At 40.1% G+C, this 20,863-nt stretch carries 19 protein-coding genes; 6 read left to right on the top strand and 13 right to left on the bottom strand.

Annotated features, from left to right (window positions below; genetic code table 11):
* Window positions 1-10: 10 nt before the first annotated feature.
* The 8 genes from ACXM0J_RS02050 to ACXM0J_RS02085 all read right to left on the bottom strand — a co-directional run bounded on the left by ACXM0J_RS02050 (window position 11) and on the right by ACXM0J_RS02085 (window position 10,262).
* Window positions 11-2,665, bottom strand: a complete 2,655-nt coding sequence (locus ACXM0J_RS02050) for a sensor histidine kinase (protein ID WP_086265930.1) — start codon at window positions 2,663-2,665, stop codon at window positions 11-13.
* A gap of 38 nt (window positions 2,666-2,703) precedes the next feature.
* Entirely contained in the window at window positions 2,704-3,309 is a 606-nt protein-coding gene (gene kdpC, locus ACXM0J_RS02055; protein ID WP_086265929.1) for a potassium-transporting ATPase subunit KdpC, read from the bottom strand.
* A 13-nt stretch (window positions 3,310-3,322) separates the two neighbouring features.
* Entirely contained in the window at window positions 3,323-5,362 is a 2,040-nt protein-coding gene (gene kdpB, locus ACXM0J_RS02060) for a potassium-transporting ATPase subunit KdpB (protein ID WP_086265928.1), read from the bottom strand.
* An 8-nt stretch (window positions 5,363-5,370) separates the two neighbouring features.
* The gene (gene kdpA / locus ACXM0J_RS02065) at window positions 5,371-7,080 is read right to left on the bottom strand and encodes a potassium-transporting ATPase subunit KdpA (protein WP_086265927.1); all 1,710 of its coding nucleotides are present in this window, start codon (window positions 7,078-7,080) and stop codon (window positions 5,371-5,373) included.
* Between the two features lie 258 nt (window positions 7,081-7,338).
* Window positions 7,339-7,776 carry a 2-amino-4-hydroxy-6-hydroxymethyldihydropteridine diphosphokinase gene (locus ACXM0J_RS02070; RefSeq protein ID WP_086265926.1) on the bottom strand — a complete coding sequence of 146 codons (438 nt, stop codon included), beginning with the start codon at window positions 7,774-7,776 and terminating at the stop codon, window positions 7,339-7,341.
* The gene (gene folB, locus ACXM0J_RS02075) at window positions 7,733-8,113 is read right to left on the bottom strand and encodes a dihydroneopterin aldolase (protein WP_086265925.1); all 381 of its coding nucleotides are present in this window, start codon (window positions 8,111-8,113) and stop codon (window positions 7,733-7,735) included. The genes ACXM0J_RS02070 and folB overlap by 44 nt, the downstream gene beginning before the upstream one ends.
* Window positions 8,114-8,128: 15 nt before the next feature.
* Entirely contained in the window at window positions 8,129-9,427 is a 1,299-nt protein-coding gene (locus ACXM0J_RS02080; RefSeq protein ID WP_086265924.1) for an ABC1 kinase family protein, read from the bottom strand.
* 58 nt (window positions 9,428-9,485) lie between these two features.
* Window positions 9,486-10,262 carry a HesA/MoeB/ThiF family protein gene (locus ACXM0J_RS02085; RefSeq protein ID WP_086265923.1) on the bottom strand — a complete coding sequence of 259 codons (777 nt, stop codon included), beginning with the start codon at window positions 10,260-10,262 and terminating at the stop codon, window positions 9,486-9,488.
* 169 nt (window positions 10,263-10,431) lie between these two features.
* On the opposite strand from ACXM0J_RS02085, the gene ACXM0J_RS02090 reads away from it, so the two are divergent.
* Window positions 10,432-11,010, top strand: coding sequence for a flavin reductase family protein (locus tag ACXM0J_RS02090; RefSeq protein ID WP_086265922.1), 579 nt, complete (start codon window positions 10,432-10,434; stop codon window positions 11,008-11,010).
* A gap of 90 nt (window positions 11,011-11,100) precedes the next feature.
* On the opposite strand, the gene ACXM0J_RS02095 is transcribed toward ACXM0J_RS02090, so the two are convergent.
* Together ACXM0J_RS02095 and ACXM0J_RS02100 are read right to left on the bottom strand one after the other, a co-directional pair.
* On the bottom strand, window positions 11,101-12,237 hold the full coding sequence (locus tag ACXM0J_RS02095; protein WP_086265974.1) for an acyl-CoA dehydrogenase family protein: 1,137 nt from the start codon (window positions 12,235-12,237) through the stop codon (window positions 11,101-11,103).
* Between the two features lie 19 nt (window positions 12,238-12,256).
* Window positions 12,257-13,027, bottom strand: a complete 771-nt coding sequence (locus ACXM0J_RS02100; protein ID WP_086265921.1) for a 3-hydroxyacyl-CoA dehydrogenase — start codon at window positions 13,025-13,027, stop codon at window positions 12,257-12,259.
* A 169-nt stretch (window positions 13,028-13,196) separates the two neighbouring features.
* On the opposite strand from ACXM0J_RS02100, the gene ACXM0J_RS02105 reads away from it, so the two are divergent.
* On the top strand, window positions 13,197-14,225 hold the full coding sequence (locus ACXM0J_RS02105) for an AraC family transcriptional regulator (protein WP_086265920.1): 1,029 nt from the start codon (window positions 13,197-13,199) through the stop codon (window positions 14,223-14,225).
* A 7-nt stretch (window positions 14,226-14,232) separates the two neighbouring features.
* Here ACXM0J_RS02105 and prmC read toward each other — a convergent pair whose 3' ends face one another.
* From prmC to ACXM0J_RS02120, 3 genes are all read right to left on the bottom strand, one after another.
* The gene (prmC, locus tag ACXM0J_RS02110) at window positions 14,233-15,054 is read right to left on the bottom strand and encodes a peptide chain release factor N(5)-glutamine methyltransferase (protein WP_086265919.1); all 822 of its coding nucleotides are present in this window, start codon (window positions 15,052-15,054) and stop codon (window positions 14,233-14,235) included.
* Window positions 15,054-16,142 carry a peptide chain release factor 1 gene (prfA, locus tag ACXM0J_RS02115; protein WP_002119588.1) on the bottom strand — a complete coding sequence of 363 codons (1,089 nt, stop codon included), beginning with the start codon at window positions 16,140-16,142 and terminating at the stop codon, window positions 15,054-15,056. Before prfA ends, prmC begins: the two co-directional genes overlap by 1 nt.
* Before the next feature lie 291 nt (window positions 16,143-16,433).
* Window positions 16,434-17,273: a type 1 glutamine amidotransferase domain-containing protein gene (locus ACXM0J_RS02120; RefSeq protein WP_213034458.1), complete on the bottom strand. Its 840-nt coding sequence runs from the start codon at window positions 17,271-17,273 to the stop codon at window positions 16,434-16,436.
* Between the two features lie 119 nt (window positions 17,274-17,392).
* Between ACXM0J_RS02120 and ACXM0J_RS02125 the strand changes: the two genes are divergently transcribed.
* From ACXM0J_RS02125 to ACXM0J_RS02140, 4 genes are all read left to right on the top strand, one after another.
* Window positions 17,393-18,298: a LysR family transcriptional regulator gene (locus ACXM0J_RS02125; RefSeq protein WP_086265918.1), complete on the top strand. Its 906-nt coding sequence runs from the start codon at window positions 17,393-17,395 to the stop codon at window positions 18,296-18,298.
* Between the two features lie 194 nt (window positions 18,299-18,492).
* Window positions 18,493-18,912, top strand: a complete 420-nt coding sequence (locus tag ACXM0J_RS02130) for a glycine zipper domain-containing protein (RefSeq protein ID WP_086265917.1) — start codon at window positions 18,493-18,495, stop codon at window positions 18,910-18,912.
* Window positions 18,913-19,147: 235 nt separating this feature from the next.
* A complete protein-coding gene (locus tag ACXM0J_RS02135) occupies window positions 19,148-19,657 on the top strand; it encodes a hypothetical protein (RefSeq protein ID WP_086265916.1) in 510 nt (169 codons plus the stop codon).
* 133 nt (window positions 19,658-19,790) lie between these two features.
* A complete protein-coding gene (locus tag ACXM0J_RS02140) occupies window positions 19,791-20,795 on the top strand; it encodes an LLM class flavin-dependent oxidoreductase (protein ID WP_086265915.1) in 1,005 nt (334 codons plus the stop codon).
* Window positions 20,796-20,863 lie beyond the last annotated feature (68 nt).

Here is a 20,863-nt window from a genome sequence, read left to right on the forward strand (position 1 = left end):
AATTTACAACTTATTCTTTTACTGGATGAATGGGTAATTTGATTTGAATTAAAGTACCTTTATTTTGGCGCCCTGAAAATGCTTCTATTGTACCCATATGAGCACCAATAATCGCTTTTACAATTGTTAGCCCTAAACCTGTACCGAATTTTCCACGGTCTCCACGCTCCATAGTATAAAACATATCGAAAATGCGGTGTCTTTCGTCTTCAGGGATTCCCGCACCTCTATCTTCAATTTCAATTTTTACTTCATCTTCTGACAAAAGTTGAGCACGAATCATGACTGGCTCATCGGGAGGTGAAAAGTTTGCAGCATTTTCTAAAACATTAAAAATAGCTTGTTCTACCAGTGCTGGGTGGACATACAAACTAATCTGTTGCTCAGGTAACTGAATTACCACTTGCGTATCTGGTTTATAACGCTTTAACCGGCGGGTTGCCGAACCAATTAATTCATCTACACCAATCCAATCTCTTTTTAAAGTTAGACCTTCATGTCCCAAACGGGTCATATCAAGCAAGTTTTGAATATAACGGTCTAAGCGCTCACCTTCTAAATGAATTGTTTCAAGTAAATCTTGCTGGTCTTGTTCGGACATATCAGCTTTAAAATTCGCAAGTGTGTCTGCTGACCCAATAATAGAAGCGAGTGGCGAGCGCAAATCATGCGATACCGAAGATAATAAAGCAGAACGTAAGCGCTCTGTTTCACTGGTGACTTTTGCTTGTTCAAGCTCATTCACCAAGTGGGTACGAAGTACTGCCTGTGCAATGTACTCAATTACACTTTCAGTCAATTTCTTTTGCTCAAAATTTAAGGAAACCACTTCATCATTAAAGTAAATTCCCACTATACCTAAGCTATTTTTTTGTTCTAAAAGTGGTAAAAACCACCAGTTGGACTGACTCAGAGTATCGGTAAAACGTCCGCACGGTTGTTGATGTTTTAAGCACCAATCTGCCGCGACTTTTTCTTTATCGTTTAACTCTATATCAGATGAAATGACTCTATCTTGAATAGAAATCCACACCTTAGTTTGAAGTTGGGTTTCTAAAGTCATTCGTCCTGTTTGCATAACTTCGTCAAGATTTACTGCACTAGAAAGTTTACGTGCTAAGTCTTGCATTACCATAGTGTAAGCATTTGCAGCTTTTAAGGATAAAACCTGCTGACGTAATTGAGAGGCCAACCGTCCAGCAATTAAAGCTGCCGCAAAAAAAGCAACAACAGTGACCACGCCTTGGTGTGCTGAAATTTGTAAGGTAAAACGTGGTGCAATAAAGAAAAAATTATAGGCCAAGAAACAGATTAAAGCTGCGACTACAGCAGCGAGCATTCTAGTTTTCGTCGCTACAATTAAAACTGAAATAATGAAAATGACAGAAAAGTCTTCAATACCTAAGAGAACTTCGGCAAAGTGAGCTATAAAAATACTTGCGCATGTAACCGCTAAAACAAAAATACTTTCTTTTAATGATAAAAATGATGGTTTTTCAATCTGATTGATCTTTTTAGTACCCTGTTCTGGGTGCAAAATGGTTAAAGCAATTGAGTTTTCTTGATTTAATAATTGCTGAGCTAAATTTTTCTTAAATAACTTTAACCACCACGGTGAAATACTTTTGCCAATGACCAGATTGGAAATACCTCGATCAACAGCCGCATCCATTAATACTGACGCAACTCGATGGCCATATAAAACTTCAGTCCGACCACCGAGTTGTCGAGCCAGCTCAAATGCCCGGTCAATCTCGATGTATTCTTTTTTATAAGAACTCACTGAACTCTGTCCAAAGTCCAGACTTTTAGCAACATTCACTACAGTCCATGTAGCACCATTACGTTCTGCTAAACGACAGCCTGCTCGCACTAAATATTCAGAAGAGCCTTGCCCATCTATCGCAATCATCAATTCATTTTGCAACGATATAGATTTCAAACCCTTTGAGGCATAACTCTCTTTTAAGTCTGAATCGACATGCTCAGCAACGCATTGCATTGCGAGTTCACGTAATGCTGTTAAATTTGAAATGCTAAAAAAACCTTGTAATGCCAGATTTGCTTGCTCTGGTACATAGACTTTTCCTTGATGGAGCCTTTCAATAAGCTCACTAACGGGTAAATCAATTAAACGAATGTCTCGAATACGATCAAATACCCGATCTGGTACCGTTTCATTTACTCGAATCCCCGTAATCTGGTAGACCACATCATTTAGGCTTTCTAAATGCTGAATATTAATGGTCGTAAATACATCAATACCTGCGTCTAGCAATTCATTGACATCTTGCCAACGTCGTTCATGACGACTATTCGGTACGTTACGATGAGCCAACTCATCGACCAAAACAATTTCTGGATGCCGAAGCAGAATAGCATCTAGGTCCATTTCTTCTAATGTATGCCCCTGATATTGCATTTCCTTTCTAGCAATTTGAGGCAAGCCTTCCAAAATTTTTAGAGTTTCTATTCTTCCGTGGGTTTCAACAATACCCACAACAACATCTGTGCCCTGTTGAAATAACTCTTTGGCACGGGCAAGCATGGCATAGGTTTTTCCAACACCAGGTGCCGCACCTAAAAAGACCGTTAGTCGACCGGCTTGATATCTGTTGACATGATTTAATAAGGCCTCAGCCTGATTTTCGCGATTGCTTTGCACTTGATATCATCCGGTAAACTAACAACTTTATTTTTAAGTTAATGTGTAGATTGTAATTGATCTAAAGCAATATTGAGCTGTAATACATTAACACGAGCTTGCCCCAATACACCAAACTGCTTCGGTTCAACATACTTTTGCAAAAGCTCTTCCACAATCTTAGGGTCTAAATGACGAGATTGAGCCACTCGAGCAACCTGTAACTGAGCAGATTCAGGACTAATATGCGGATCAATACCACTCCCCGATTTAGTCACCAAATCGCTTGGAATAGGTGTATTGCCCGTGTGATCTTGTTTTTTCACGTCAAGAATCTGAGCATCAATTTGTTGCTGTAGCTCAGGATTAGTGCGCGCTAAGTTTGTACCTGCCATAGCCATCGGGTCATAAGCGACTGCTGAAGGTCGCGGATGAAAATAAGCCTCTCCAACAAATGGCTGAGCGACTAATTTTGACCCTAGAACTTTATGGTCTATTTCAACCAAACTACCATTCGCTTGATTGTTAAATAACACCTGTCCCGCACCTGTAGCAATCGCACTGTAAACAGCACCACATCCGACAAGGGTAAAAATTAGAAGTCCGAAAGATGCTCTTAAGGTCTGACCCCAATTTGCTTCTGAATTTTGTACATAAGTTTTCATTTCAAACTCCAGATTACAAACCAAATAATTGAACAATCACTACATCAATCGCTTTAATGGCAATAAATGGTAGAACCACACCACCCACACCATAAATCAACATATTTCGACGTAGTAACTGAGTCGCAGTTGAAGGTTTAAATTTCACGCCTCGGAGTGCGATCGGAATTAATAGCGGGATAATAATCGCGTTAAAAATTAATGCAGATAAAATCGCGCTGTTTGGACTTGCTAAGTGCATCACATTCAATACTTGCATTTGTGGAATCGCAGCAGCGAACAATGCAGGCAAGATAGCAAAGTATTTAGAGACGTCGTTTGCCAACGAAAATGTTGTTAAAGCACCACGGGTAATCAGCTGCTGTTTCCCAATCTCGACCACAGCAAGTAGTTTGGTTGGGTCAGAGTCTAAATCAACCATATTGCCAGCTTCTTTTGCAGCTTGTGTGCCCGAATTCATGGCTAAACCAATATCTGCTTGCGCTAATGCCGGCGCGTCATTGGTTCCGTCACCGACCATCGCAACTAAACGACCTTGTTGTTGTTCGGTGCGAATACAAGCCAATTTGTCTTCTGGTTTTGCTTCGGCAATATAGTCATCTACCCCTGCTTCAGCAGCAATCGCGGCTGCAGTTAATGGGTTATCACCTGTAACCATAACGGTTTTGATGCCCATTTCTCTTAAACGAGCAAAACGTTCTCTAATGCCGTGTTTAATCACATCTGAAAGTTCAATCACACCCAACACATGATGTTGATTTGCCACAACCAATGGTGTTGCACCTTTTTTAGCGACTTGTTCAACACGTGCTTTTAACTCTAAATCTTGAGAATAATCTTCATCGACAAATTTCAAAATGGCATCTAACGCACCTTTACGAATTTGATCACCATTAGGGAAATTCACACCAGAAATTCGGGTTGATGCACTAAAAGAGATAAATTCAGCCTGCTCAGGTTCTTGCTGTTTTAGCCCTTGTTCTTTTGCTAATTTAACAATTGATTTCCCTTCTGGTGTTGGGTCTGCAAGCGAACTTACCCAAGCAGCCACTCGTAACTCAGACTCAGTTACCGAAGTTAAAGGATAAAAAGAGGTCGCTTGACGATCACCATAAGTAATGGTTCCTGTTTTATCGAGTAAAAGCACATCGATATCACCAGCAACTTCAACAGCTTTACCTGATTTCGCCAAAACATTGGCTTTAAGTGCACGGTTCATCCCTGCAATCCCAATTGCAGGCAATAAGCCCCCAATAGTTGTTGGAATTAAGCAGACCAATAGCGCCACAAGCACCACCGGATCGAGTTCAACATGCAAATAATTGGCAATAAACGGCAAGCTAATCACCACAATTAAAAACGTGAGTGTCATCACCATTAACAAAAAGCCAAGTGCAATCTCATTCGGTGTTTTTTGACGATTTGAACCTTCAACCAAAGCAATCATACGGTCCAAGAAACTTTGGCCAGATTCAGCAGTAACCTGAACGATAATACGATCTGTAAGTACTTTGGTCCCGCCAATAACACCTGAACGGTCAGTTCCAGCTTCACGTAACACAGGTGCCGATTCACCTGTAACAGCCGATTCATTAATGGTGGCAAAACCTTCTACAATCTCGCCGTCGGCTGGAACAAGCTCACCTGCATGTACTTCAATAAAATCATTTAAATGAAGTTTGGTCGCTGCAACTTGAGTCGCTTGACGGTCTGTCAAAGAGTTGAGTCTCCGAGCCGTTAAATTTTCTCTTGCTGCACGTAATGAAGATGCCTGCCCACGGCCTCTAGCTTCTGCAACCGCTTCAGCATAATTAGCAAATAAAATGGTAATAAACAGAATTGCTGTAACCACTAAACCAAATAACAGCGTGGTGTAACCTAAGATTGTACAAATGCCTGTAACCACTGTTCCAAGCCAGACAATTGCCATGACAGGATTTTTAATTGCATGCTGCGGTAGCAGTTTCACAAATGCATTTTTCCAAACTTCAAAATTTGGCACTGCCATGGTTTGTTTATGGCTATTTACATGAGTTTGTGTATTCATTTTCACTCGCCTCCTTAGCCTTTAACCAACAAAAGTTGATCGGCAATTGGCCCAAGGACAAGAACTGGCATAAATTGTAATAAGGTAAGCAACACCACAATCGTGATCAGCGTTAAGGCAAAAGTTGGAGTTTCAACTTGGAGGCTTCCTGCTGTTTCAGGTGCTTTCCTTTTTGCAGCTAATCGCGTAGCAATCATTAATGGCAAAATTAAGGTCGGAAAACGTCCTAAAAGAAGAGCAATACTACAAGTGACGTTCCACCATACAGTGTTATCTCCAAGGCCTTCAAAACCTGAACCGTTGTTGGCAAATGCAGAGACATATTCATAAAACACTTGGCTAATACCATGCGGTCCTGGATTGCTGATGCCTGATAGACTCGGAATGCTGAGGGTTAATGCAGTAAAGGCAAAAATAACCAGCGGTTGAATCAAGATAATAATCGCGAGTAACTTAATTTCTGCGGCTTCAATCTTGCGCCCAAACAACTCAGGGGTACGACCTGTCATTAAACCGGCAATAAATACTGCGAGTAACAGATAAATCATAAACTGTTGCAGACCACAGCCCACACCACCCCAAATCGCATTAATCAGCATGTTAATGAGTTCGACCAAACCGGTAAGCGGTGCAGAGGAATCATGCATCATATTGACTGAGCCGTTATTCACCTGTGTAGTAAGCGCTGCCCAAACTGCTGATGCTGCTGGTCCAAATCGTTGTTCTTTACCTTCCATTACAGCAAGCTGAGATGCTGTCGATGACATACTCTCAGACCAGACAGCCGCTGCACCTGAAATAATCGACATGAAAAGCATGCTACCAAAGACAAAGTAAGCAAACTTTTTACGCTGGGTAAAATGCCCGACCATAAAAATGACTGTGATTGGAATAAGTAATATCGCAATCATTTCTAATAAATTAGAAAGCGGTGTTGGATTTTCTAAAGGCACAGAACTATTTGGACCATACCAACCGCCACCATTACTACCCAATTGCTTAATCGCTACCATTGGCGCAACTGGCCCTAAAGGAATTTTTTGAGTTTCAACGCTATTGGCTTTATCAATAAGTTGTACTTCTGGCCCACCTTGGAAAGTTGCTGGCACGCCTTGGCTGTTAAGCAACAATGACCAGACAAAACAGAGTGGAAGCAAAAAGCGAACTGTAGGACGAATTACATCTGCCCAATAGTTCCCAATTAAAATTTGATCTGGCTGCTCGGCAACATCGGCCGTAATATGGCTTGGACGCTGATAAAAGAAAGCTCTTAATGTTGCAACAACCAAAGCCAGCCCCATCATTGGAGTAATGACTTGCAAACCTACAATACCTGTCATTTGCGACAAATAAGATAATTGAGCTTGACCAGAATAATGCTGTTGGTTGGTATTAGTTAAAAATGAAATAACCGTGTGTAACGCTAAATCCCAACTCATATTTGGTGCATGGTTAGGGTTTAATGGTAGCCATGCTTGCGTCATAAAAATAGTAAGAATAGCCACTGCAAGAAAAATACAGCTCACAACAAATGCTAGAGAATATTGTTTCCAGTTCATTTGTTGCTGTGGAGAGACACCTAATAAGCGGTATACAGGATTTTCAATCCAACGAAATAATCCATCACCCCACATCGGCTCATTCGCCATCACTTTGGATAGATATTTACTGAGGCACCATGCTAGAAAAATAGCAATAAATAAAACAAGTATAAGTTCTAACATAGCTATTCTCCTCTATACCCCTTGGCTTGATTTGCCAAACTGGAAATAAGGAGAGATAGAGAAATATCATTTGTTTTAAGTCCGCATAAGACAATGCCAGACTGATGCAAGATGCGCATTTGAGAATTTATAAGCATCTTTATTGTCCTGAAATAACACTAATTTAGTGAATTTCAGTATCGATAAAATGCCCGTAAATTCTCTATTGAGGAAGTCAAAGACCGCGTAAAGTTTGCGTAAAATCTAGTTTGAAAGGCATTAAACTTTAAAATTAACGACTGGATAAAGTGTGCTATCAGCCTTTAAGGTCTCACAAGGCCAAAGTTCATATAAAGGAATTTTTACATCGAGTGCCAAAGGTAGCTTTTTAAAATTAAATTGCATATGGTCCAGATCACTTCCCCATGCAATCAAATCTACATCTAAAGAAATATGATGCGACGGACGAACACGCCCCGAATCTGTCTCAAGTTTCTTTAGAAAAGATTCAATTTGGTCACACGATAAAGTGCTTTTTAATAGACATGCTGAATTCCAGTAATCATCTCCAATACCATCTCGGCATGGAATTTGATAAACAGATGAAAACTGCACTTTCCCCAATGTTGCCAATTGCATATAAGCAAAAGTAAAGTGCTGATCTGCGTCTAAATTACTCGCTAGGGCGAGCGCAAAAATTGTTTCTGGTGCGTTCAAGACGAATTCCTACAGCATTTGCTTCTGCAATAATGGCTGGCTTACGGATGGTTATGGTAATTTTTTCAATTGATGGAAAGGTTTCAAACAAACATTGTAAAACCAGTTGTGCTGCATGCTCGATTAATTCAGGTTTGGCTTGTTGAATGGTTTGAGCCGATAACTCACAAATCTGGGCATAGTTGAGTGTGTCCTCAAGCTTGTCAGACGCTGCAGCTCGGCTCAAATCATTATGGATGGTTAAATCCAACATTAAAGGTTGAATAATTTGTCTTTCCCAGTTGAAACAGCCAATCACTGTCTCAACTTTCAAGCCTTCAATAATAATGGCATCCATAAATTTAAACTGACCTTAGTGCTTTAACAACGAAGCAGGTTCCATATTTTGAACCATTTTCAAACGCTGGTCTGCATAAATATCAGTATATGGTGCGAGTACGCGCATAAAACGATCGAAATAAAGCATTTGCTTAAATAATAAAGCAAAATCACGTGGGAATTTAATCCCGTGGCGTTCGCCTACACCTACCATATCCATCATGATGTCATTTAAATCGGCTGGATTAGAAGCCAAAATCTGCTGTGGATCCGCCATTAACACACCATTAAATAAACGCTCTAGGTCTTGTGCTAAAACCTGAACGTCAATTTTGTTATGGGTCATACCCATTTTCAGCATATTTTCAGCCATTGCCTGATAATCGGTCTTTTGTAAGGCATCCATAAATGCAATACATGCAGTCCAAACTTCAGGTTTTAACTGTCCCACGATACCAAAATCGATAAAACCAATACGCCCATCTTCAAGCAACATTAAGTTCCCAGCATGTAAGTCAGCATGGAAACTCTTACATAGCATGAGACTACCAAACCATGTATTCATAGCAGTAATCAGTACTTGCGATGGATCTTTAGCATATTGTTTTACGACACTAAAATCTGTCAAAGACACACCGTATAAACGCTGCATAGTTAAGACACGGCGCGTAGAAAACTGATGATAAACTTTAGGCGCTGTCGCTGCTTTATTTTGTGAAATATTAAGATATTCCACAAAATCATCTAGGTTTTGTGCTTCTTCAATGAAATCGACTTCACGGACCATACGGCTTTTAATTTCATCTACAATTTCTGAAAGAGCTGCGAATTTGATCTTTGGTACTGCGCGTTCAAGCAGCTTGGCAGCCCAATGCACCACACTTAAGTCCGTATATAAAATGGTTTCAACGCCAGGCTTTTGTACTTTAATAACAACATCTTCACCTGTAGTCAGCTTAGCTGCATGAACCTGAGCAATTGACGCAGAAGCTAATGGCTTTTCATCGATGTAGCTAAAAATCTGGCTTAAATCACGTCCTTCAAACTCAGATGCAAGCACACCTTGAATATAACTAAATGGTAGTGTTGGTGTCTGGTCTAAACAACCTTGAAATTCTTCTACATATTCACGTGGGAAAAGCGATGGCGTACTCGCAATAAACTGACCAAGCTTAATATAAGTTGAACCAAGGGACTCAAAAGTCTCTCGCATGAGTTTGGCATTACTTGGTTTTTCAGTTGCGTATTTAATTCCAGCTTTGGCGGCAACCACTGCTGTTTCACCAATGCGGGCGACTGAACGTAGCCCATCAAACAAAATATTTTTTTTCATATTTCTTCAAAACCAAATCATTCAGGTTGAGTGTAGCAAATTTTGTTTAATTTACTGATTAGCTTGCCTGACAAAGTGGGCAATTTACATCTTTATCAAAACTAACAATACGTTGTGTCATATTTAAACCATCCCACAATAATAGTTTCTGCTTTAAAGGTACACGATTTAAACCTAAATACAGCAAAGTGTGATGTGATTGTAATGACGCTATCATTACAGGGGTGGTTGCAAGTACCCCTGACTCTGCACAGCGCAGCCCTTCATTGCTATGTTGTTCTTTCGGAAAAAGGCATTCATAACAAGCTGAATCTCCTTCAACCATAAACATTTGCGCCTGAAAACCAATTGCTGAAGCGCTAATTAATGCGACCTGATGTTTCTTACAAGCTGCATTTACCAGATAACGGGTTGTAAAATTATCGCAGCCATCTAAAACCACATCTTGGTGTTCAATAAGTCTATCAATGTTATGTTCGTCTAAACGTTCGTTGTAGTATTCAACACAGATATAAGGGTTAATTTTCTGTAACCGTTTAGCCAAAATCTCTGCCTTGTAGCGACCAATATCTTCATGACCAAATGCGATTTGTCGTTGTAAATTACTTATCTCGATCGTATCTGCATCAATCAATGTAATTTTCCCAACTCCTGCTCGCGCTAGTAATTCCGCACTGGTACAGCCTATTCCACCGGCACCGACAATCAGTACATTAGCAAGTTTGATTTTTTCCTGAGCTTCAATATCCCATCCATCAAGTAAAATCTGACGGCTATAGAGATGCATTTCTTCATCACTTAACTCTACAAAATCGATATCTTGAAGCTCGGTCACGCGTTAATCCTTTCACTTAGAAGCCAAGTGATTTTATGATTAAGTTCGTTATTATGAAAGCTATAAAATGGAAACAACTTTTTTATTCGGTTAATACCCTATCACATTACTTCTCTCACACTTTCTGCAACAATAAGGCTATCTGTTTTCTGTATTACTTAGGCTAAATATGTCCCAATCATATATTGCACCTGTAGAGTTAGAAAAAGCTTATCGTTTGTTAAATCATGGTCCAACTGTCCTTGTTTCCGCACAACATGGTGACGACCGTAATGTAATGGCTGCCGCATGGGCATGTGCTTTAGAATTCAAGCCAGCCAAAGTGTCCGTTGTTCTCGACAAAAGCACTAAAACACGACAGCTCGTTGAGCAAAGCGGCTATTTCACACTACAAGTTCCCTGCTATGCACAGCTCGATCTGACTCATCAACTTGGAACCATTAGTAAGTTGGATGATCCAGAAAAACTTGAGCATTGCGGTGTTGAGCTATTCTATCAAGAAGGCATTGCCAGCCCACTTGTATCAGGTTGCGTCGCATGGCTTGTATGTAAACTTATTTCTGAACCGCATAATCAATCAGCTCATGATTTATTTATTGGTTCTGTTGTAGGTGCATGGGCAGATAGCCGTGTCTTTAGAGATGGGCACTGGCATTTTCAAGATGCGCCGAAAGAACTTCGAAGTCTGCACTATATTGCTGGAGGAACCTTTTATTTAATTGGTGAGGAAGTCAAAGCTCAAATTTAATCATTAAAAAGTGAGTTTCATTTAATTGCAAAAAACCGCATAACAATTGCGGTTTTTTGCAGCCAGTGATTCTTTTTTAAAATCTAATATTTAAACTTGAGCCACTTCGCGAGCAATCACCAAGCGTTGAATATCCGAAGCACCTTCATAAATCTGGCTTACACGAACATCACGATAAATTCTCTCTACAGGGAAATCACTCACGTAGCCATAACCACCATGAATCTGGATCGCATCCGAACATACTCGCTCAGCCATAGTAGACGCAAATAGCTTTGCCATTGAGGCTTCTTTTAAACAAGGCAGCCCAGCATCTTTTAAAGTTGCAGCATGCAAAACCAACTGATGCGCAGCTTCAATCTGGGTCGCCATATCGGCTAAACGGAAACCAACCGCCTGATGCTGAACTAATTCGACTCCAAAAGCTTTACGCTCATTTGCATATTGCACCGCTGCATCAAAAGCCGCTCTTGCCATACCTACCGATTGAGCTGCAATACCAATACGTCCAGCTGCCAAATTAGATAATGCAATTTTATAACCTTCACCCTCTTGCCCCACCAAATTTTCTAAAGGAATTCGGCAGTCCTCAAAAGTAATAGTGGCTGTATCTGAAGCATGTTGTCCCATTTTATCTTCAATATGAGTGACCAAGTAACCTTGTGTATTGGTCGGCACAAGAAAACACGAAATCCCTTTTTTACCAGCTTGTTTATCGGTGACCGCAAACACCAAAGCCACTTGGGCATTTTTACCACTGGTAATAAATTGCTTTACGCCATTGAGTACCCAGTGGTCGCCATCGCGCTCGGCTTTACATAGAATTGCACTCGCATCGGAACCGACATGTGGCTCAGTTAAACAAAAGCATCCTAGCCATTCGCCAGAGGCAAATTTTGGCAAATAGGTTTGTTTTTGCTGCTCTGAACCGTATGCCAGTGTAATACCGCAAATCAAAGAGTTTTGTACGCTTACAATTGTCGAAATAGCACCATCGCCTGCGGCAATTTCCTCAATTGCGAGTACCAAAGATACATAGTCCATTCCGGCACCACCCCATTCATCGGGCACGGTCATCCCCATAGCGCCTAGTGCACCTAAATCTTTGAGTTCCTGAGCTGGAAATTCATGAGTTTTATCGCGATGTGCAGCAGTTGGTTTTAACTGATTTTGCGCATAGTTACGCATCATCTCCTGAACCATACTTTGTTCAGCATTTAAGATCATTTCAGCATCCTTATTTTTATTATTTTGCTGCCATGCGAATTGCACCATCTAGACGGATGACTTCACCATTTAAGTAAGAGTTTTCAGCAATATGTGCCACCAAACGGGCGAATTCTGCTGGTTTTCCTAAACGAGATGGATATGGCACCATTTGTCCCAAAGCATCTTGCACATTTTGTGGCATGCCCTTAAGCATTGGGGTTTCCATAATTCCTGGCGCAATGGTCATAATACGAATAGCATGTCGCGCTAGCTCACGAGCAATCGGCAAAGTCATCGCCACAATAGCGCCTTTAGATGCTGAATAAGCTGCCTGACCAATTTGACCGTCGAATGCTGCAACGGAAGCAGTGTTTATAATAACGCCACGGTCTTCTTCACCTTCTTCAAGCGTGTTTTTACTCATTGCATCTGCTGCAAAACGCAGCATGTTAAATGTACCTGTAACATTAATATTTAAAGTCTTTGAAAATAATGCCAAATCATGTACGCCTTCACGACCAACCACTTTTGCAGAAGGGCCAATACCCGCACAGTTAACCAAACCATGCAAATGACCATGTTTGACCAACACATCTTTAAAGAACTGTTCAGCAGCAGCTTCATCGGTTACATCAAGTCTTACAAAGTCAGCTTTTGGCCCCAACTGTTTCGCTTGTTGCTCGCCTGCTTCTATATTCATGTCTACCAAGGTAACCGAAGCACCTTGCTTTATCAAATACTCAGCTGTTGCAGCACCCAAACCTGAGCCACCACCTGTAATGACGAAATGTTTCCCTTGAATTTTCATTATGTATTGTCCTATAGAAATGTTCTTTACACTTAGTAGTGAGAGTAAAAGTTGTTGTTTTCCGATACAATTTCAAAAAGCCTCAAAATGTTTGCAGCTTTTGATCAATCCAAATTTTAAATATGTAGTATTTCACTTGAAATATATGAAGAAAATATGAGTCTTTGACATGGTTGTCCAATCTTCTTTAAGTAAAGGCACAATTTCGATTGCACTAGTACATGAAGCACTGAGTGCGGCTTATGCCAAAGGCCTAAATACACAAATAATTCTAAATAAAGCAGGTATCCCCGCTGAATTACTGATGTCTCCAAAGGCGCGTGTACCTGTTACAACATATGCCCAATTGTGGATAGAGCTTGCAAATGCCATGAACGATGAGTTTTTTGGGATGGATAGCCACCCTATGCGTCGTGGAAGCTATAAATTACTGACTAAACTCGTCAGTACGGCTGAAACTTTAGAAAAAGCACTTTACGATATTTTGAAGTTTTTTAACTTTGTTTTAGATGATATGCACGGAGAACTCATTCGAGAACAAGAAAAAGCTTATTTAGTGATTCATGATCGTGAACAACCTAAACGTATGTTTACCTATGCAACCTTTTTAATATTAGTACACGGACTGATGTGTTGGTTGGTAGACCAGCGAATTGGTTTAAATACTATTATGGTACGTTGTGCTAAACCTCAGGATATTCAGGATTATCTCGTACGTTTTGGTGAAGACATTCAATTTAATGCTGAGGCAAATCGAGTTGAGTTCGATGCCCACTATTTAGATATTAAAATTAAAAAAGATAAAAAAGCGCTTTATGATTTTTTAGAGCAAACTCCGCAAAATCTTTTAGTTCGCTTTAAAAATGAAAATGCCTTGAGTGTACTTATTCGTCGCCATTTATTGAAACTCCACCCTGCACAATGGCCTGAACTCAAAGATGTAGCTCACCAACTCAATATTTCAGAAGCCACTGTTCAACGTCGACTGAAACATGAAGGTGTAAGCTATCAACAAATTAAAAATGAAATCCGCTGTGATATTGCTGTTGAACGCTTAAGTAAAACGAATGACTCAATTCAAGATATTAGTGAAGATCTAAATTTTCATGACCCAAGTGCATTTCACCGTGCTTTTAAAAAATGGACAGGTGTCAGCCCCGGCGCTTATCGAGAAGCTACCTTGAATTCTACAGTTTAAGTTATTCTTATTTTGTTAGTAATGATGCTAATGTGACTCGATCATTTTGGCCATAGTCTTGAATAGTTTTAATTTCACTAAAACCATGCTCAGCAAATATTTTTCGAACAGCTTGCCCCTGATCATAGCCATGCTCTAGTGCAATCCAGCCTTGTAGTTCTAACCAGTTTTTCCCCTGAGCAATAATAATTTCAATATCAGCTAGTCCCTGATGATCTGCAACCAATGCACGGCGCGGTTCTGTTGCTAAAGCTTGCATGTGCTCATCTTCAGGGTCGATATACGGTGGATTAGAAACAATTAAATCAAATTGTTGTGGTTCGAGTGCTTCAAACCAAGCGCCGCAAGCGAATTTCACACGTTGTAAATTATGAGCTAGTGCATTTTCTTTTGCGACATCTAAAGTAGGCGCATAAATATCGGTTGCGGTTACCTGCCAATCTGGACGTTCACTCGCTAATGCAAGCGCAATTGCACCTGTTCCCGTTCCTAAATCAACAATGTTTGCTTTCTTTGGCAAATTTAGATTTAAAACAGTTTCAACTAGAATTTCAGTATCAGGTCGTGGCACCAAAGTATCAGATGTTACTTTTAAATCGAGCGTCCAAAATGGCTGTGAACCCGTCACATAAGCTAAAGGCTCACCATTTTGGATACGTTCAAGACCAGCCAAGTAATCTTGCTCTTGTTGGGCAGTTAACTCTTGCTCAAGTCTAAACTTTAATTCAAGCGAATTGATTTTTAGAAAATGCTCAAGTAACCAAGCATTTTCTTGTCGTTCATAACTGTCAGGCTCACCACGAATTGCAAGCGCTTGAGCAATATTCATTAGCCGCCATTTTCCTGTGCAAGCATCGCAAGCTGATCTGCCTGATATTCACGATGTAAACTATCGAGCAATTCAGTTAAATCACCTTCCATAATCGCGTCTAACTTATATAAAGTTAGGTTAATACGATGGTCCGTCATACGCCCTTGTGGGTAGTTATAAGTACGGATACGTTCAGAACGGTCACCAGAACCGACCAAATCACGGCGCATTTCAGAAGTCGCTGCATCTGCTGCTGCACGTTTAGCATTTTCTAAACGCGATACTAACAATGCCATCGCCTTAGCTTTGTTTTTATGCTGTGAACGCTCTTCTTGGCACTCAACGACTGTACCAGTTGGAATGTGAGTAATACGCACGGCCGAATCGGTTTTGTTAATGTGCTGGCCACCCGCGCCTGACGCACGGTAAGTATCAATACGTAAATCTGCCGGATTAATTTCAACGTTGGTATCAACATCAATTTCAGGCAAGATCGCAACTGTACACGCTGAGGTATGCACACGACCTTGTGATTCAGTGGCTGGCACACGTTGCACACGGTGAGCACCACTTTCGAACTTTAAGCGACCATAAACGCCATCACCATCTACACGGCAAATAACTTCTTTAAAGCCACCATGTTCGCCTTCATTTTCAGAAAGAACTTCAATACGCCAGCCTTGTGTCTCGGCATATTTACTATACATACGGAACAAATCACCAGAGAAAATCGCAGCTTCATCACCGCCTGTCCCGGCGCGAATTTCTAAATACGCAGCATTAGAGTCATTTGGATCTTTTGGAATCATCAAAATGTTGAGTTGGCTTTCTAATTCTTCAAGCAATGTTTTATTTGCTTGAATTTCTTCTTCTGCCATATCTTTAAAGTCTGGGTCCGACTTCATCATTTCAGCAGTTTCAATATCTTCTTCTGCTTGACGGTATTTGCCCCAAACTTCGGTAATTTCAGATAAATCACTATGTTCACGAGACAATTTACGGAAACGTTTGTTATCGGAGATCACTTCAGCATCTGCAAGCAATGCAGTAAGTTCTTCATGTCGATCACAGAGTTGATCAAGTCGTAAACGGAGTGACGCTTTCATAAGAGGAAATATCTCAAAAGTCCAAAAAGCTTATCGAACGCTATGTAAGTATAGAAGATAAGCAAAATCGTAAAAATAGCGCATAGTTTACAGATTATGCTGCTTAAATGACATATATAATCAGCCAATTCATCAACTTTCCCAATAACTAGAGGCGTATAAATATAATGATTTCGAATAAGATTTATTTACTTGGCTATAATTTGACTGTTCTGTAGGAAATAATAAGTCATCTTTTTTACTCTGTAGGACAATAGAGGCTTTGTTTAAAAACCTCTTTGCTCAGCCTAGTTATTTTAATTTTTCTAATAAGGTTTTACCCACCAAAACAGCCGATGCTGGATTTTGTCCTGTAATAAGTTCACGGTCCACCACTATGTTTGGAGTCCATGCAGTGGTATTACTTTGATACTTACCGCCAAGTGACTGTAATGCAGTTTGAGGATAAAACTTCATTTCTCCACCTTTTAATAAAGCTTTAGCCTGCTCTTCTTCCTGATTGCTAATTACAGTCATCCGATAATTTTTATAAATCCATTCGCCAGTTTTCACTGTTTTACCTTGTTCTAGTTGACCAACTACTTCCGAGGCATTAGGTAAAGTAGACATCAACGCAATAGGGCCATGACAAACCAACGCAGTAGGTTTACCAGCTTTATGGAAAGCTGTAAGTACTTTTCCAAGTTGTTTATCTTTTAAGAGATCTTGCATAGGTGCATGTCCACCTGGAATATAAATAGCATCAAACTGCCCCACGCCAATTTGCTCAATACGAGATAGGCTCACAACTGGAGAATCTTGAGTAGATGTTAATTTTAGATCATGCAATAAACCTGCATATTGCTTTAATGTTTTTTCATCTTGGTTAAAATACATCGCATTATTTGATGATTCATCTAATGTTGGAGCTTTACCTTTTGGAGTAGCAAAAGTTACTGTATGGCCTGCATCTAAAAGCATTTTTGTAGGCTGCATCAATTCATTTAAATAAAAGCCCGTTTTAAAAATTTGACCATTTTTTAGCTCTAGCTGTCCTTCATCAGACAATACAACCAATACATGAGCAGCATTTGCACTTAATGCTGCTGAAGCGGTAACTATTGCAAGCATTATTTTATTTAGAGATTTCATCATTCGGCCTTCATTTCAACCATTTGCTGGATTTATAACTGGGATGGATATATTCTATTTTTGCCAGTAAGGTAAAAAAACAACCATATACACAAATCTTTTTTGCGTTTGAGGACAAAATGTCTCGTCAATTTGACCATCTTGCAGATGTAGAAGTGTTTTTAATTGTGGCTGAGAAACTTTCTATTAGTGCGGCTGCAGTCTATTTATCCACGACTCCTTCAGTCATTAGTAGAACAATTACGCGACTGGAAAAAAAGTTAGGTATCCAGTTTTTTAGAAGAACAACTCGCCATTTGAGTCTCACTGAAGCAGGTCAGCTTTATTATGAGAAAATGCAGTACGCCTTTCAGTTAATTGACCATGCAGAGCGTGATATTCAGGGTGAACAACTGCAAATTTCTGGCAAAATTAAATTAAGTGTACCTACCACCTATGGGCACTATCGCCTCCCACACTTATTACAGAAATTTCTTTTGCAATATCCCAGCATTCAAATTGAAGTTAGTATTTCTAATCGAAACGTTGATTTAATTGCTGAAGGATTTGATTTAGCTATTCGTCAAGGTCAGCTTCCTAATAGCACACTTATTGCCAGACCTCTGGAACTTGCACCTCTTCAACTTGTTGCCTCACCCGAATATTTAAAACGTATGGGTGTTCCTAAAACCTTGCAAGAATTAAATAATCACCAATGTATTGCTTTTGAATTACCGAGCAGTGGTAAGGTCATTCCATGGTTCTTTAAGAATGTAGATCAAGAAATTCAGTGGGCACCAACAAATAGGATTTTGGTAAAAGAAGATATTTTAGGAGTAGTATCACTTGCCGAAAGTGGATTAGGAATATGTCAAAGTTACAGCTTTATTGTTGATGAAAAAATTCAACAAGGAAAACTACATCCTTTACTTGAGGGTTATGCAGGTCATACACGCCCCTTTTCCTTACTTTACGCACAGCACAAGCATATGTCTTCTGCCACAAGAGCTTTTATAGATTTCTTATGTTCAACTGAGAATAGATGAACTTGGGGCCAGTTAAATGAGAATCACTTTTTTCTACATGGGCATTAAATACTCTATTTTAATAGAAAGCATACAAACCAGACACTAAACTCCAATAATCGAATCAAGGTTCTCCACATTTAAGAAGAAGTCTTTTGTTACATTTGCTCTAACAAAAGATATAGCGTCCTGCAACTAGGGACACGGAGTCAAAAATGAAATTAAATGCTTGGTTATGTAGCGCTGTTCTAGCAATTTCTATGGTTACTGTGGCACATGCTGACAATACAACACATGTAGCAGCTGCGTCTGCTTTAGGTAGTGTAGCTGGTACTGCGATTGGTAAAAGCATGGGTGGTACATCTGGTGCAACAATCGGTGCTGCTTTAGGGGGTGCTGGTGGTGCAGCTGTTGCAAGTGACCGTCGTCACCGTACAGAATCTGCGATTGGCGGTGCTTTAGGTGGTGGTGCTGGTTATACCGTTGGTAAAAGCATGGGTGGTACAAATGGTGGCTATGTAGGCGCTGCTTTAGGTGCTGCCGGTGGTTCTGCTTTAGGTAATAAAATTTCTAAAGACCGCTATACAACTAAATCTTCTAAACACTGGAAGAAAAAACACCGTCGTCATCACTAATCAAATTTGACGAACAGATATTTAAGCACCTTCGGGTGCTTTTTTATTGTGATGAAGCTATACGCTCATATTCCGTATGCTCATGGTTTATCCATAAATTAATATAAACACTACAAACAGACACAAAACTATCGTAACGCCTTTTGGGTTCTCCATAATTATTACGAAATTTTTTATTACATTTACCTCAAGATAAAAATACTGTCCTTTCAGTAAAAGGACATGGAGTTCCAAGATGAAAATGAATATTTGGTTAGCTAGTGCATTAATTGCAACATCTTCAATTGTTACAGTTGCACATGCAGATAACGGCACCCGTGTTGCTGCAACCTCTGCGTTAGGTAGTGTAGTGGGTACAGCAATTGGTAAAAGTATTGGTGGTACATCTGGTGCAACAATCGGTGCTGCTTTAGGGGGTGCTGGTGGTGCAGCAGCAGCAAGTGACCGTCGTAATCGTACCGAAGCTGCAATTGGTGGTGCTTTAGGTGGTGGTGCTGGTTACACCGTAGGTAAAAATATGGGCGGTACGAACGGTGGTTACATTGGTGCAGCAGTCGGTGCAGCAGGTGGTTCTGCACTTGGTCGTAAAGTTGCTGAAGATCGTAATTATGATGACCGCTATGACCGCGGCCGTTATGATCGTGATGACCGTAGATATTACGATGGTGATCGTCGCTACTATAAAAAAGGTAGCCGTCACCGTCATGACAATGGTCTACACCGTGGCTGGTATAAAAACCGTTAATTCAAATATGAAGCAAAAGAGCACCTTCGGGTGCTTTTTTATTAATTGATAAAATTTAATATCGAAAAAAAACGATATACATCACACCCTATATATCGTATTATTTCGATATATCCTTATTCGAGAATATCGCATGCGATCACTTCAAGATACCAAGTTTTCAATTTTGGAACTTGCTCCCATTCGTAATGATAAAACCATCGAATTCTCATTACGACACGCTCTAGAATTAGCACAACATGCAGAAAAGCTTGGTTATGAACGTTTCTGGCTTGCAGAACACCATAATATGGATGGGATTGCGAGTTCTGCTACAGCTGTCTTACTTGGTTTTATTGCCGCTCATACACAGCATATTCGTTTGGGTTCAGGCGGAATCATGCTGCCAAATCATGCTCCTTTAGTTGTCGCCGAACAATTTGGAACACTTGCTACTTTATATCCAAATCGTATTGAACTTGGTTTAGGTCGTGCTCCTGGTACAGATCAACTCACTATGCGAGCTTTACGTCGTGGCCATCAAGAAACCGAAGATCAATTTCCTAGAGATGTTGTCGAAATCTTAAAATATTTCGATGTACCTCAAGCTGGACAAAAAATTATTGCAACACCGGGACAAAGCACACATGTTCCTGTTTGGTTGCTTGGGTCTAGCCTATTTAGTGCACAACTCGCGGCAAAACTTGGACTTCCCTACTCGTTTGCCTCGCATTTCGCACCACGTATGCTAGGTCAAGCCATTCAACTTTATCGAGAGAACTTTGAACCTTCCGAGTACCTAGATAAACCTTATGTTTCAATGGGTGTACCAGTTGTTGTGGCAGATACAGATGAGGAAGCACAATTTTTAGCAACCAGCGCATACCAACGTGTATTAGGTTTAATTCGTGGGGACAGTTTAAAGCTTAAACCTCCAGTTGAATCAATGCAGGGATTATGGAATACAGCAGAACAACTTTCTGTCGAAAACTTCTATGCAATGGCGCAAATTGGTTCTGTAGATACGGTTCGCTCTGGCTTACAAAAGTTATTAGCTACATACGATGTTGATGAATTTATTTTTACATGCGATGTATACGATACAGCTAAACGTTTAGAAAGCTTCACACAACTCATGAATGTAAAAACAGAACATTAAACTCTACTTCAAGCTCCCATACTTGAATTGATTTCGAGTATGGGATGACCATCTATCTGAAAAGACTT

It is taken from the genome of Acinetobacter sp. GRABPA_MV_2, from assembly GCF_056725885.1.

Bases quoted from the DNA above. Each gene is read 5' to 3' on its own strand.
- kdpC (WP_086265929.1), bottom strand. From the start codon at position 3,309: ATGAAAACTTATGTACAAAATTCAGAAGCAAATTGGGGTCAGACCTTA.
- kdpA (WP_086265927.1), bottom strand. From the start codon at position 7,080: ATGTTAGAACTTATACTTGTTTTATTTATTGCTATTTTTCTAGCATGG.
- folB (WP_086265925.1), bottom strand. From the start codon at position 8,113: ATGGATGCCATTATTATTGAAGGCTTGAAAGTTGAGACAGTGATTGGC.
- ACXM0J_RS02080 (WP_086265924.1), bottom strand. From the start codon at position 9,427: ATGAAAAAAAATATTTTGTTTGATGGGCTACGTTCAGTCGCCCGCATT.
- ACXM0J_RS02090 (WP_086265922.1), top strand. From the start codon at position 10,432: ATGTCCCAATCATATATTGCACCTGTAGAGTTAGAAAAAGCTTATCGT.
- ACXM0J_RS02095 (WP_086265974.1), bottom strand. From the start codon at position 12,237: ATGATCTTAAATGCTGAACAAAGTATGGTTCAGGAGATGATGCGTAAC.
- ACXM0J_RS02100 (WP_086265921.1), bottom strand. From the start codon at position 13,027: ATGAAAATTCAAGGGAAACATTTCGTCATTACAGGTGGTGGCTCAGGT.
- ACXM0J_RS02105 (WP_086265920.1), top strand. From the start codon at position 13,197: ATGGTTGTCCAATCTTCTTTAAGTAAAGGCACAATTTCGATTGCACTA.
- prmC (WP_086265919.1), bottom strand. From the start codon at position 15,054: ATGAATATTGCTCAAGCGCTTGCAATTCGTGGTGAGCCTGACAGTTAT.
- prfA (WP_002119588.1), bottom strand. From the start codon at position 16,142: ATGAAAGCGTCACTCCGTTTACGACTTGATCAACTCTGTGATCGACAT.
- ACXM0J_RS02120 (WP_213034458.1), bottom strand. From the start codon at position 17,273: ATGAAATCTCTAAATAAAATAATGCTTGCAATAGTTACCGCTTCAGCA.
- ACXM0J_RS02125 (WP_086265918.1), top strand. From the start codon at position 17,393: ATGTCTCGTCAATTTGACCATCTTGCAGATGTAGAAGTGTTTTTAATT.
- ACXM0J_RS02130 (WP_086265917.1), top strand. From the start codon at position 18,493: ATGAAATTAAATGCTTGGTTATGTAGCGCTGTTCTAGCAATTTCTATG.
- ACXM0J_RS02135 (WP_086265916.1), top strand. From the start codon at position 19,148: ATGAAAATGAATATTTGGTTAGCTAGTGCATTAATTGCAACATCTTCA.
- ACXM0J_RS02140 (WP_086265915.1), top strand. From the start codon at position 19,791: ATGCGATCACTTCAAGATACCAAGTTTTCAATTTTGGAACTTGCTCCC.